The organism is Streptosporangium canum (assembly GCF_900113865.1).
Lineage (GTDB): Bacteria > Actinomycetota > Actinomycetes > Streptosporangiales > Streptosporangiaceae > Streptosporangium > Streptosporangium canum.
This window is the reverse complement of the sequence record NZ_FOQY01000005.1, coordinates 266611-278589: the sequence shown is the minus strand read 5'-3', so window position 1 is coordinate 278589 and position 11979 is coordinate 266611. Positions and strand designations below refer to the sequence as shown.

The window sequence follows — 11979 nt, the reverse complement described above, 5'->3', positions numbered from 1 at the left end:
CTTCCTCGATGGGAGACGGGCCGCTCCGGGAAGCGGCCCGTCGTCGATCAGTACTGGCGGCTCGGCAGGGCTTCCTTGGCCTGCTCCTGCGTGAAGGTGGTCTCCTCCGTCACGACGCGGGCCGGGATGCTCTCCCCCTTGACGGCCTTCGCGGCCAGGTCCATCAGCTGGGGGCCGAGCAGCGGGCTGCACTCGACGATGTAGCTGATCTTGCCGTCGGCGAGGGCCTGCATGCCGTCCTTGACGGCGTCGATCGTGATGATCTTGATGTCCTTGCCGGGCACCTTGCCCGCGCCCTCGATCGCCTCGATCGCGCCGAGACCCATGTCGTCGTTGTGCGCGTAGAGCACGTCGATGTCCGGGTTGGCCTTCAGGAAGGCCTCCATGACCTCCTTGCCCTTGGCGCGGGTGAAGTCGCCGGTCTGCGAGGCGATCACCTTGAACTTGGGGTCGGCCCCGATGACCTCGGCGAAGCCCGCCTTGCGGTCGTTGGCCGGCGCCGAGCCGGTGGTGCCCTGCAGCTCGACGATGTTCACCGGATCCTTGGAGTCCTTGAACTCCTCGGTCAGCCACGTGCCGGCCTTACGGCCCTCCTCGACGAAGTCCGAGCCGAGGAAGGTCTTGTAGAGGCTGGTGTCCGCGGAGTCGACGGCCCGGTCGGTGAGGATGACCGGGATGGAGGCGTTCTTGGCCTCCTTGAGCACGGTGTCCCAGCCGGACTCCACGACCGGCGAGAAGGCGATGACGTCCACCTTCTGCTGGATGTAGGAGCGGATGGCCTTGATCTGGTTCTCCTGCTTCTGCTGCGCGTCGGAGAACTTCAGCGTGACTCCGGCGGCCGCCGCGGCCCCCTGGACGGACTTGGTGTTGGCGGTGCGCCAGCCGCTCTCGGCGCCGACCTGGGAGAATCCCATCGTGATCTTGCCGTCGTCGGCGGAGCCGCCCGAACCGCCGTCGCCGCCGCATCCTGCCATCGTCATCGTGACAGCGCCGGCCAGCAGCAGCGCCGAGATCCTCTTGAACATGGTGGGGGGTCCTTTCTTGCTGTGAGCGCTAACATCACCGCGGCGAATCCGGCGCTCTCCCGCTTTCCTTCTCTGCACCGCTCCGCCCGTGCGCGCGCTCTCCGCCTGCGCACGGGCTCCGCTTCCGTTCCGGTACGAATCTGTACGGCTAGTCCTGCACGGCTGTTTCTGTACGGCTGATTTTCTGTACGGCTGGTCCTGTACGGCTGATTTCGGTATGGCTAGTTCCGCACGGCTCCGTCCGGCCGGCGCGAGGCACTGGCCCTGGCGACGAACTCGGCCGGCACGACGTGACGTTCACGCGCGAGCGGCCCGTCCGCCTCGATCTGCCGCAGGAGCACCTCGATGCTGCACCTGCCCACGGCCCCGAAGTCCTGCCTGACGGTGGTGAGCGGGGGGGAGAAGAACTCCGACTCCGGGATGTCGTCGAAACCCACGACGCTCATCTGCTCGGGAACCCGTATCCCCTCCTCGGTCAGCGCCCGCAGGACTCCGAGCGCCATCTGGTCGTTGGCCACGAAGACCGCGGTGACGTCGCCCGCCATCGCGGCCAGCCGCCGGCCCGCCACGTAGCCGGAACGCGGGCTCCAGTCGCCGTCCAGCGGTTCGGGGACCGGACGTCCGGCGGCGGTCAGGACGTCGCGCCAGCCGGCGATCCGCCCCTCGGCCTCCAGCCAGTCCGAAGGGCCGCTGACATGCCAGACCGTGTCGTGGCCCAGGTCCAGGAGATGCTCGGTGGCCAGCCTGGCGCCCGCGACCTGGTCGACGCTGACCACGGAGACGTCCCCCGCGTGCCCGCCCTCCACGGCCACGACGGGCATACCCGCGGGCAGGTCGTCGAGGGCCTGGGCGGCCGAGCGCTGCGGCGCGACCACGACGATGCCGTCCACGCCCTGGTCTGCGAGGTAGTCGAGCGCGTCGCGCACCCCCGCCCTGTCGATGGTCCGCAGGCTGACGATGCTCACGAAGTAACCCGCCGCCCTCGCCGCCTGCTCGATGCTGTAGACCGTGCTGGCCGGGCCGTAGAGCGTGGTGTCGAAACTGACCACACCCAGCCTGCGCGAATGCCTGGTCACCAGGGCGCGGGCGACGAAGTTGCGGCGGTAGCCCAACTGGTCGATCGCCGCCAGGACCCGGATGCGGGTCTCGGCGCGGACGTTCAGGTGGTCGTTGAGCACCCGGGAGACCGTCTGGTGTGACACACCCGCCACCCTGGCGACATCGGCCATCACGGGAGGGCGACGCTCCGAGGTCGATCCCACAGGTTGCCCCTTTCCCAGTTCGTTTCCCTGCTCCGGCTTTCCCTGTTCCGACATCCCCGGCTCTGACTTTCCCGGCTCGTTTCCCTGCTCCGGCTTCCCGGCCGAGCTCCCCCGGCCGGGCCTTCGCGGTCGAGCTTCCCGGCCAGGGGTTCCCTGCCGAGGGTCTCCTGCCGGGGATTCCCGGCTGGTTTTTCTCGGCTTGGGCAAGACTGTGAACGTTAACAATGCCCTCCGTCAAGGACTCGCCCGGTCACGGTCCGGTCACACGAAACGCCCTTTTAACGCCCTGTTGACAGGGCGGTGCATCAGGTTCTTAACTGTTGACCGTTCTCCGTTGTTAGCGCTCACTTCTCACCCTGCCGCTTTGTTAACGTTAACAAAATGCCGAGGATCCTCCGCGCGAAGAGAGACCGGTCACTGGCCTCCGCGCGGCACCGGCCGCCGGCCTGCTCGCGAGCCAGACCGCATCGCGCGTGCGCGGGAGAGGCTGACTTGGGGACACGAGCGAACTCAATCCCGCAGACCGCATCGCGCGTGCGCGGGAGAGGCGGGCGCTTCTCCCGTTCCCTGGCCGGATCTCGCCAGGAGCACGGAGGCGGCTCGCCCCTTCCGCGACAGGGATGGACCGCCCGTTGCGAAGAGACGACTTCCGGCACAGGGGACCGACGGCCTCGGGAAAGAACCGAATGAAACGTTATCCCCGGTGGGGAGATGTACCAACAGGACACACCAAGCGGAGGCGTCGCCATCGGACGGAGGCCGACGATGGTAGAGAGCTCAGTCGAAGTCGCTTTCCCCCTGTTCAAGGCCGTGACTCTGTTCGAGGCCGTGACTGCGGACAGGCGGATGAGGATGCCCGGCCCTGAGCGGCCGGAACCGCTGACCGGCCGCGTGAATCCGAGATCCGGCCGGCCCTCTCCGGCGTCGACGGCCCAGGCGTCCAGGACACCGGAACGGCGGATGCCGCATGAGTGAACAGCCGCCTCCGAGGGCCGGCGCCGTCCCGGAGGACTCGGGCGCGATTCCGGCGGACCCGGACGGGGAGGGCCTCTCCTACGACGCGTTCATCTCCTACAGCACCGCCTCCGACGCGGTTCTCGCGCCCGGACTGCGCCTGGCCCTGCACCGGCTGGCCCGGCCCTGGTATCGCCGCCGCGCCTTACGGGTGTTCTGCGCCCCCTCGGACCTGGCCGCCGATCCGCAGCTCTGGGTCAAGCTGGAAGACGCCCTCACGAAGTCCCGGTATCTGATCCTGCTCGCCTCGCCCGATGCCGCCGCCTCGATATGGGTCGCCCGGGAAGTGGCCTGGTGGCGCGAGCACCGCAGCCCGCAGACGCTGCTGATGGCGATCACCGACGGCACGGTGCTGTGGCGCGAGGAAGACGGCGACTTCGACTGGAACGTGACAAACGCCGTACCGGCACAGCTCGCCGGGTATTTCACCGAGACACCGCTCTGGGCCGACCTGCGCGGCATTCCCGCGAACGAGCCGCGGGCCATGAACCGGGATGACGAGGCCCGGTTCCAGGACGGCGTCGCCACTCTTGGCGCGGCCGTCCACGGCCGTCCCAAAAGCGACCTGGTCGGGGAGGACATCCGCCAGCATCGGCGTGCTCTGCGCACGGCGTGGTCGGCCGCGGCCGTACTGCTCGTGCTGGCCCTCGTGGCCGGCGGCCTGGGTCTGATCGCCCGTCAGCAGACCGGGGTCGCCCGCACCCAGCAGACACGCGCCGAGCACGAGGCGGCTGTGGCGCTCTCGCGCTATCTCGCCACCCGGGCCGAAGGGCAGGCACGCGCGAACCCGCAGCTGTCGATGTTGCTGAGCGCGGCGGCGTGGAGAACCGAACCGACCGAGGAGGCCAGGGCGGCCCTGCTCGCCAAGGCCGGGCAGTGGCGGTCCATCCGGGCGTTCCTCTCCGACCCGGACGGCACGAAGATCAACGACATGAAGGTCAGCCCGGACGGCGAGGTGCTGGCCACCGCGAGGAGCGACGGCCGGGTCGTGCTGTGGGATCCCGCCGGCCGTACCCGGCTCCGCACGCTGGAGACCGGCGTCAAGACGCCCCATGCCCTCGCCTTCACCGCCGACAGCCGGCGGCTGGCGGTCGGCGGCGCGGACGGCGCGCTGTCCGTATGGGACGTGCGCGACGGCCGCCGCGTCGCGACACTCAGCGTCGACGGGTACCGATCGAACGTCTTCTCACTGGCGGCCAGCGGGAACTTCCTGCTGGCGGCCGGTGACGACGAGGGCCGGATCGTGGTGTGGGATCTGGAGGGCAGCCGGCCGTTCGCCCTGATCAAGGGGCACCGGGGGACCGTGACCGGCCTGGCGTTCAACGGGAAGGCCGACATGCTCGCCTCGGCGGCCGCCGACGGCACGGTCAAACTGTGGCGGCCGGGCGAGACGGCCGTGCAGAGCAAGGCGACGACCACGCTGACGGTCCCCGGCCAGCCCGGAAGATTCACACCGGTCGCCTTCAGCCCGGACGGCCGGTTCGTCGCCGCCGGCACCTACCGGGACACGATCGGGGGCGCGGTCGTGTGGGATGTGCGGACCCGCCGGGTGGTCCATCGCCTCAACGGCCACTACACCCCCGTCCACGCGCTTGCCTTCCTCGGCCACAGCGGGGGTCTGCTGGCCACCGGCGGAGCCGACACCCGGGTGCTGCTGTGGGACCTCGCCGACGAGGACATCCTCGGCCGCTACGAGGCACACACCGGCCCGGTGACGGCGATAGCGCCCAGCAAGGACTCCCGGACCCTCTACACCGCGGCGTGGGACGGCAACGTCATCCTGTGGGACCCGCTCGGCGCCCCGATGAGCGCCCCCGGCGGCGCCGCCCGGGCCGTGGCCATCAATCCGGACGGGAAGAAGCTGATCAGCGGCGGCAGCGAGGGCGTGCTCACCGTCGTCTCGCTCACCGACCCCGAGGACACCGAGGAGCTTCGCATCCCGGGCGGGGCTCCGGTCACCCGCGTCGTCACCAGCCGGGAGAGAAACCAGATCGCGATCGCCACCCGCAACGAGGTGTGGCTCAACGATCCGACGGAGTCCACGGCCACCCGGCTGCCGAAGGCGCCGGTGCGCGTGGCGGGTCTCGCGTTCAGTCCCGACGGCCGGAGCCTGGCCGCCGGGGGCGCCGACGGAGTCGTACTGTGGGACACCACCACCCGCAAGGCGACCAGCGTCGGCTCCGGCCGGGACCTTTACGACTCCGTCGCGTTCAGCCCGGACGGGCGGATCCTCGCCGCGGGCGCCGGCGACCTCGACATCTGGCTCTGGGACACGGCCACCGGCAAGCTGATCGGCAAGCTCAGCGGACACTTCAACACCGCGTCCGGCCTGGCGTTCTCGCCGCACGGCGACATCCTGGCCTCGGCCGGGCTGGACGGCCGGATCATCCTGTGGGACGTGAAAACCCGGAAGGCCGTCCACGTCCTCACCGGACATCCGATCGGAGCGAGCCGGGTCCTCTTCACATCCGACGGCCGCACCCTCGTCTCCAGCGACGTCAACGGCAACATCATCCTGTGGGACGTGAACCGCGGACTCCAGCTCGCCCTGCTCCCCATGCCGGGCGACCAGGTGCTCGACATCACCCTGACCCCGGCAGGCGACAAGGTCCTCGCCGCCTATATGAACGGCCGCGTGCTCGCATGGACGACGGACGTGTCGACCGCCCTCACCCAGATCTGCGAAATCGTCGGCCGCGACCTCACCGCCCCCGAGGCCAGGCGATTCCTCCTCGACGGCGTGTCACGGACACCGTGCCCGTGACGGGAACCAGGAGGCGGAAGCGGGCCGCCCGGCTCTGGAGGCGAGAAGGCGAGAGGGGCGGCCTGGCCCAGGGCCGGTGAGCGGTCAGCGGTCAGCGGTCAGCGGTCAGCGGTCAGCGGTCAGCGGTCAGCGGAAACACGGTATTGCATAGGAAGGTTTCCTATTTAATACTGCGAGAAGCAGGTCCAGCCCCCTTGTTTTCCCTGGCCGACGCGGCGTGGCACGCACCCATCCGAAGCAGTTCCAACTCAAGGCCATTCATTCGTGCCGCCTTGAGGCCGCCGCCACACCGGACAGGCCGTAAGCACTCCCCTGCCATCAAGGAGGTTTCCCATGCTTCGTCGCATTCTCGCCCTGGGCGCCGGCGCACTGCTGGCCGGCGCGCTCACGGCGACTCCGACGCAGGCCGCCACAGTGACCATCAGGACGGCACCGGCCAGCACAGTCGACATCGTCTACGGGCCGGTATCGGGAGCCGGCTACTGCATAACGCATATCGATCCGCAGACGATCGTGGCTCTCTACAGGACCACAGGCTACGTCTGCCTGCGGAACTCGGGAACGGCCACCCCGGCGAACCCGCTCTCCGCGTGCGCCTACCACGAGCCGGCACGGGTGGTGGTAGGCGCCTTCCGCCATCCCACCGAGGCGCTGATCTGCCGTTACGTCGCCTGACCCGAGGCACGGTGCGGACCCGCCGCCGAGGGCCACCCCGTATGGCGGGCCCCGGTCCGGGTTCCGCGACCTCACCCGGACTGCCGGATCGGGGCGGGCCGGCCCACTCGCCCCGGACCGGCCCCGCCAGGTCGCCTTCGCCAAATTAGGACACACTATTATTCATCGCAATATTTCAACTAAATAATACTTTCTTGCGATTTAAATTTGTAAATGATAGAGAGGGATTGATGCTCTTGAATCGGGAGTGAGGGCCAGATGAAGGCTGTTCGGCGGCTGGGCAAGACTCCGCAAGAGCGTGGCGACACGACCGCCGCGACGGGGTCGCCGGATATCATCGAGTTGGATGACGGAGACTTCGCCGTCATCGGGACCGATATCACCGATCAGATCGGCATAAATCCGTTGCCTGACGCAAGGTGCGCCACGGATGAGCGGATCGTGAAAATCTCACGCGCCACGCTGATCTCGGCGAAGAGCGACATTCCGGAGCAGTAGATGCGTCCCCCACAATGGGCAACGAAATCAGGCAGAAGGCTGAACCTCGACGAGTTCGGAGCATGCTTCCTGGAAGCCTGGTCGCGGACGGAGTCGCGGTTCCTCAAGCTTGAGTGCTGGCAGAGCTACCGGGAGCGCGAGGTCACCACGTCCCAGGCCGCGCACGAGCGGGGCGACGTCCAGGAGGCCCGGAGGCTGCTGCGGCAGGAGTCGGAGACCGAGAGGTCGCTCTACGAGGACGTCGAGAGGAAAGGGATCGACTACGCGCGGATCCGCCTGATCCAGGAACCGCTGACGCCCTATCTCGACTACGAGCTGATCGCCTATCGGATCCGGGCCGAGATGGGCGAGGCCATTGAAATAGTGCGCTGCGCCCCGAGCATGCGACTTCCCGACGAGGAGCACTTTGATTTTCTGCTCTTCGACCGGCACACGGCATTGATCCATGACTACGGAGATATCGGCCTCCAATCCGGTGGATGGATGACGCAGGATCCCGCCGTCATAACCTCACTGGAGAATAAGGCGATCGCGCTCCGGCGGCGGGCCGTACCGTTCGAGGAGTTCCTGGCGGCCGTGTGACGCGAGGTGTGGACGAGGACGCGCCCCCCGGATACGTTCCGATAATGGATCGCCGCCAGTGGTTGAGAACATTCGCCGTTTTCTCCGCTCCGACAATCGGCATCGCGCTGGTGACGGCGGGGCTCGCCGTACCCACGGTTCTGCTGTTCCGCACCGACGCGACGACGCTTGACCGCTGGTCCAAGATCGGTGAGGCGCTGTCACCGATCGGGGTCTTCTTCTCGGGTGTCGCGTTCATCGGCATCGCCCTCACCCTTTTCCTCCAGGGGCGCGAACTGCGGAACCAGCGTGAGGAGCTGACCATCGCGAGGGAGGAGCAGCAGCGGAGCAGCGAGATCGCGCTACGCGAGCTGCACACCGGCCTGATCCGGATGGCGATCGACGACCCCGAGCTGCGGCAGGTCTGGCCGCAGATGTCATCGGGGGCCGGGGTGACGAAGAAGGACCACTACTGCAACCTGATCCTCAACCTGCAGAAGGTGGCCTACGAGACCCGGACCATCGAGCTGGCCGAGCTGCGCGGCGCGCTCAGCCATCTGATGGAGAGCCGGGACATCTACCTGTTCTGGCAGAAGGTCCGGTCGGTGCGCGTCCAGGTGACCCAGGGCGACGAAGGCGAGGACTTCTTCACCGCCGAGGTCGACAGAGCTTTCGCCCAGGCCGCCCCGCCCGCCCCCAGAGGCCTTCTCTCCCGGCTCCGCGACGCCGTCGGGCGGTAACACCAGCGGAGGTCTTCTCTCCCGATTCCGCGACGCCGTCAGGCGGCAGCAGAGACGGTCGGCGGCTTCTTCACCGAGGCCGGTGCTCCGCCTTCTCCCGCGGCGGGTGCCGTATGTCCGAGGGCGCCCGGGAGCGATTCCGCGCGGCGGCCTACGATGGTCGGCATTTGAATCTTCCCCCCTCCAGGAGCACACCCTTGCCAGGGCGAGCACGCGTCCGTTCCTTCCTCGAAACCCGGCTTTTCCAGCGGGCCGTCATAGCCGTTATCGTGATCAACGCGATCACGATCGGCTGCGAGACCTCGTCCTACCTGACGGACCGGATAGGCGGGTTCCTGCACGTCGTCGACCGGGTCGCCCTGGCGGTCTTCACCGTCGAGCTCGTCGCCCGGCTGTACGCCTATCGGGGCAAATTCTTCAAGGACCCGTGGAACTGGTTCGACGCGATCATCGTGGTCATCGCGCTGATCCCGGCGTCCGGCCCGACCTCGGTGCTGCGGACACTGCGGATCATGCGGGCCCTGCGCCTGGTCGCGGCGGTTCCCAGCATGCGCAAGGTCGTCGGCGCGCTGTTCGCGGCCATGCCCGGGATGGGGGCGATCATCGGCCTGCTGGTCCTGGTCATGTACGTCTCGGCGGTCATGGCGACCCAGCTGTTCGGTGAGCTCGTCCCCAAGTACTTCGACGAACTGCCCACGTCGCTGTTCACGCTGTTCCAGATCATGACCGGCGAGGCCTGGCCGGACATCGCCGAGGAGGTCATGGCCGAGAAGCCCTGGGCGTGGCTCTTCTTCGTGGGTTACATCCTGATGGCCTCCTATGTGGTGCTCAACCTGTTCATCGCCGTCGTGGTCAACGCCATGGACGACCAGAACACCTCCGCCGAGGAGCAACGGACCGAGGACCAGCTCACCACCGTCCTGAACGAGCTCGCCCGCCTGCACGCCAGAATCGACGCGATGCAGAGCGTCCCGCGAGCGGCCCCCCAGCCGGTCAAGACCCCGCGCGGAAACGGCACCCGCCGCTCCCGCTGACCGGCCCGTACGCGAGAGACGCCCCCTTTTGACGTCTGTCACCGAGCCGCCCGCACGCGATCACGGAACGCGACAGATCGATCACGCAATTCACTCAAAGGCCTGCGGGGCCTCTCGTCGTACAGTGAAGATATGGGCGTGCTGACTGTTGAAATCGACTCTGACACCGAGAGAGTTCTCTCCGAGCTGACCTCCGACGGCAGGTCCACCACCGATGTGATCCGCGAAGCGATCCACATCGCAGGACGACTCCGCTGGATGGATCAGGCACGCACCGACGCGGAGAGGTTGGGCAACGACCCGGACGACCTTGCCGAGATCCGTGCCATCCGGAGGGAGCTCGGTGACGCCGATGCGTGGTGACGTATATCGCCTGCGTGCACCGCGCGACGCGGTCGGTCACGAACAGCGCGGCGAACGATTCGCAGTGCTGTTACAGTCTGACTTCCTCTCCATGCTGTCCACACTGATCGTTGCTCCGACCTCGGCCAGCGCGGGACCTGCGATCTTCCGCCCCGAGATCGATCAGCTCCGAAGCTGAACGCCGTCGTTGCATAGAAGTCAACAGAGAGGTCTGCTTCAAAGATCCGTCTCATCGCGTCCCGGCCGCGCATTCGATACAGGTGCGCGCGGCCGGGCGGGCCCGGAGGCGCTCGACGGCGACGGGCCGCCCGCAGCTCTCGCACACGCCGTAGGCCTCCTGGCGGAGCCGTTCGAACGTCTGGTCCAGTTCGTCCAGGCGGCCCGGCCCGGTGCCGCAGGCGCAGCCGTACGCTCTGCCGTCTCCACTCCCGGTGAGGACATCCGTTCCTCGCGGTGGGCCTTCACTCCAGGAAGCGGTCGAGGTTCTCCAGGAGATCACGGACATGCCGCGTCTCGGGATGGTCGGCACCGTAAACGGTCACCATGTCGGGGAGCAGGGAACGGAACTCCGGACGTGCCCGCTCATGGTCGCCGAGCTGGGCGAGAAGTTTGCCGAACTCCCGCCGTAGCTCCAGTGTGAACGGGTCACGGTCGCCCAGCGCCGGTCGCGCGTCATCGAGCAGCTCGCTCATCCGCGAGAGCGCGATCTCGTGCTGCCTGAGCGCCGCCGAGCAGAGTGCCTGGTTGAGGCGGCAACCCAGCACCGCGGGGTGCACGGCTCCGAGCATCCCCGCCAGCTGGGGAAGGAGCTTGTCATACTCCGCCGCCGCCTGCCGGTAGTCCCTGGCGGCGAAGCGCGAGTCGGCCAGCCGCATACGGAGGGCGAAGATCACCGGGTGTTCCCGGGGCAGCACGTCCCGTGCCCCGATGATCGCGCCTTCCAGTAGTTCGATCGCCTGGCTGAAACGCCCTTGGACGGCGAGTTCCTCCGCGCGGTCGTTCGCCGCGAGGAGTTCCGCCTCCGAAAGCCTCCGCGTGGCTTCCGGGCGCTGCGCCGGAACGCGAGGACCGACGAGAGCGGTCTCCGCGATCCGCTCCACGACGGTGGCATACATCCGCAGCGGATCGGGGAAGGGGGCCGCGGCGGTCGTTCCCGGCAGCGGCGGGAGGGCGACCACGAACGGCAGCAGCCGCTCGTACACCTCCGCCGCGCCCGAGGGCCGGTCGGCGACGTTCTTGGCCAGCAGATCCAGGACGAGTCGCTCGATCTCGCCGGGCACGTCGCGGCGGAGCGACCTCAACGGCGCCGGCACCTCCGAATAGTGCCGGCTGATCTCGGCGACGGTGTGCGCGGATTGGAAGACCCGCGAACCGGCCAGCAGCTCGTGCAGCACGCAGCCGAGCGCGTAGAGGTCACTCTGCGGGCTGGCCGCCCCGGTGACCGCCAGCTCGGGCGACATGTAGTACGGCGTGCCGACCCCCTCGCCGACCCGCGTGATCTGGGTGATGTCCGCCGAACCCAGCACGGCCACGATGCCGAAGTCGAGGACCTTGACCGTGCCGTCGGGGCAGAGAACCAGGTTGGTCGGCTTGAGGTCGCGGTGGATGAGCGATTCGGCGTGCGCGACCGTCAGCACCGCGCAGATCTGGGCGGCGATCGCCGCCGCCCAGGCGACCGGGAGGGGCCGGTGGTGTGCGATCAGGTCGTCGATCCGGAAGCCCTCGACGAGCTGCATCACCAGGTAGAGATCGCCGTCGTGGGTGCCGATGTCATGGATGATCGGCACCCCGGGATGCTGGATCCGCGCGGTGACGCGGGCCTCGCGCCGGAAGCGCTGCTCAGCCTCCTCACGCAGCTCGGGGGTGGGAAACCTGTCGGAACGGATGAACTTGGCGGCGACATGCCGGTCCAGCGACTGATCGAAGCCCTTCCAGACCTCGCCGTAGCCGCCCCGGCCGAGATAGTCGACCAGCTCGTACCGGCCGCCGATGACGTCGCCTTGTTTCACCCTGGCCTACCCCAGAAAGATCGCGAGGACCCAG

At 68.1% G+C, this 11979-nt stretch carries 12 protein-coding genes; 8 read left to right on the top strand and 4 right to left on the bottom strand.

Annotated elements, in window-relative coordinates; all coding sequences use genetic code 11:
* Positions 1-47: 47 nt before the first annotated feature.
* Together BM085_RS10065 and BM085_RS10060 are read right to left on the bottom strand one after the other, a co-directional pair.
* Positions 48-1025, bottom strand: coding sequence for an ABC transporter substrate-binding protein (locus tag BM085_RS10065; RefSeq protein WP_093886732.1), 978 nt, complete (start codon positions 1023-1025; stop codon positions 48-50).
* A 221-nt stretch (positions 1026-1246) separates the two neighbouring features.
* A complete protein-coding gene (locus BM085_RS10060; RefSeq protein ID WP_093886731.1) occupies positions 1247-2254 on the bottom strand; it encodes a LacI family DNA-binding transcriptional regulator in 1008 nt (335 codons plus the stop codon).
* A 1000-nt stretch (positions 2255-3254) separates the two neighbouring features.
* On the opposite strand from BM085_RS10060, the gene BM085_RS10055 reads away from it, so the two are divergent.
* The 8 genes from BM085_RS10055 (at position 3255) to BM085_RS10020 (ending at position 10114) form a co-directional block, all read left to right on the top strand.
* Positions 3255-6065: a TIR domain-containing protein gene (locus BM085_RS10055; protein WP_093886730.1), complete on the top strand. Its 2811-nt coding sequence runs from the start codon at positions 3255-3257 to the stop codon at positions 6063-6065.
* 333 nt (positions 6066-6398) lie between these two features.
* A complete protein-coding gene (locus BM085_RS10050; RefSeq protein WP_093886729.1) occupies positions 6399-6740 on the top strand; it encodes a hypothetical protein in 342 nt (113 codons plus the stop codon).
* A gap of 258 nt (positions 6741-6998) precedes the next feature.
* Positions 6999-7238 (top strand): hypothetical protein, encoded by a 240-nt coding sequence (locus BM085_RS10045; RefSeq protein WP_012892694.1) that lies wholly within the window; start codon positions 6999-7001, stop codon positions 7236-7238.
* The gene (locus BM085_RS10040; protein WP_093886728.1) at positions 7239-7820 is read left to right on the top strand and encodes a DUF6879 family protein; all 582 of its coding nucleotides are present in this window, start codon (positions 7239-7241) and stop codon (positions 7818-7820) included. It abuts the gene before it with no gap.
* Positions 7821-7864: 44 nt separating this feature from the next.
* Positions 7865-8539 carry a DUF6082 family protein gene (locus tag BM085_RS10035; protein ID WP_245789230.1) on the top strand — a complete coding sequence of 225 codons (675 nt, stop codon included), beginning with the start codon at positions 7865-7867 and terminating at the stop codon, positions 8537-8539.
* A gap of 269 nt (positions 8540-8808) precedes the next feature.
* Positions 8809-9573, top strand: coding sequence for an ion transporter (locus BM085_RS10030; RefSeq protein WP_245789229.1), 765 nt, complete (start codon positions 8809-8811; stop codon positions 9571-9573).
* Positions 9574-9705: 132 nt separating this feature from the next.
* Positions 9706-9936 carry a ribbon-helix-helix domain-containing protein gene (locus BM085_RS10025; protein ID WP_093886725.1) on the top strand — a complete coding sequence of 77 codons (231 nt, stop codon included), beginning with the start codon at positions 9706-9708 and terminating at the stop codon, positions 9934-9936.
* Positions 9926-10114 (top strand): type II toxin-antitoxin system PemK/MazF family toxin, encoded by a 189-nt coding sequence (locus BM085_RS10020; RefSeq protein WP_218158677.1) that lies wholly within the window; start codon positions 9926-9928, stop codon positions 10112-10114. The genes BM085_RS10025 and BM085_RS10020 overlap by 11 nt, the downstream gene beginning before the upstream one ends.
* A 51-nt stretch (positions 10115-10165) precedes the next feature.
* Here BM085_RS10020 and BM085_RS47380 read toward each other — a convergent pair whose 3' ends face one another.
* Positions 10166-10441 carry a TraR/DksA family transcriptional regulator gene (locus BM085_RS47380; protein ID WP_093886724.1) on the bottom strand — a complete coding sequence of 92 codons (276 nt, stop codon included), beginning with the start codon at positions 10439-10441 and terminating at the stop codon, positions 10166-10168.
* On the bottom strand, positions 10398-11945 hold the full coding sequence (locus BM085_RS10010; protein WP_093886723.1) for a serine/threonine-protein kinase: 1548 nt from the start codon (positions 11943-11945) through the stop codon (positions 10398-10400). Before BM085_RS10010 ends, BM085_RS47380 begins: the two co-directional genes overlap by 44 nt.
* Positions 11946-11979 lie beyond the last annotated feature (34 nt).

What these genes read in the sequence shown, in the direction of transcription:
- BM085_RS10065 (WP_093886732.1), bottom strand. Translation starts at nt 1,025, where the DNA reads ATGTTCAAGAGGATCTCGGCGCTGCTGCTGGCCGGCGCTGTCACGATG.
- BM085_RS10060 (WP_093886731.1), bottom strand. Translation starts at nt 2,254, where the DNA reads ATGGCCGATGTCGCCAGGGTGGCGGGTGTGTCACACCAGACGGTCTCC.
- BM085_RS10055 (WP_093886730.1), top strand. Translation starts at nt 3,255, where the DNA reads ATGAGTGAACAGCCGCCTCCGAGGGCCGGCGCCGTCCCGGAGGACTCG.
- BM085_RS10050 (WP_093886729.1), top strand. Translation starts at nt 6,399, where the DNA reads ATGCTTCGTCGCATTCTCGCCCTGGGCGCCGGCGCACTGCTGGCCGGC.
- BM085_RS10045 (WP_012892694.1), top strand. Translation starts at nt 6,999, where the DNA reads ATGAAGGCTGTTCGGCGGCTGGGCAAGACTCCGCAAGAGCGTGGCGAC.
- BM085_RS10040 (WP_093886728.1), top strand. Translation starts at nt 7,239, where the DNA reads ATGCGTCCCCCACAATGGGCAACGAAATCAGGCAGAAGGCTGAACCTC.
- BM085_RS10035 (WP_245789230.1), top strand. Translation starts at nt 7,865, where the DNA reads ATGGATCGCCGCCAGTGGTTGAGAACATTCGCCGTTTTCTCCGCTCCG.
- BM085_RS10025 (WP_093886725.1), top strand. Translation starts at nt 9,706, where the DNA reads ATGGGCGTGCTGACTGTTGAAATCGACTCTGACACCGAGAGAGTTCTC.
- BM085_RS10020 (WP_218158677.1), top strand. Translation starts at nt 9,926, where the DNA reads ATGCGTGGTGACGTATATCGCCTGCGTGCACCGCGCGACGCGGTCGGT.
- BM085_RS47380 (WP_093886724.1), bottom strand. Translation starts at nt 10,441, where the DNA reads ATGTCCGTGATCTCCTGGAGAACCTCGACCGCTTCCTGGAGTGAAGGC.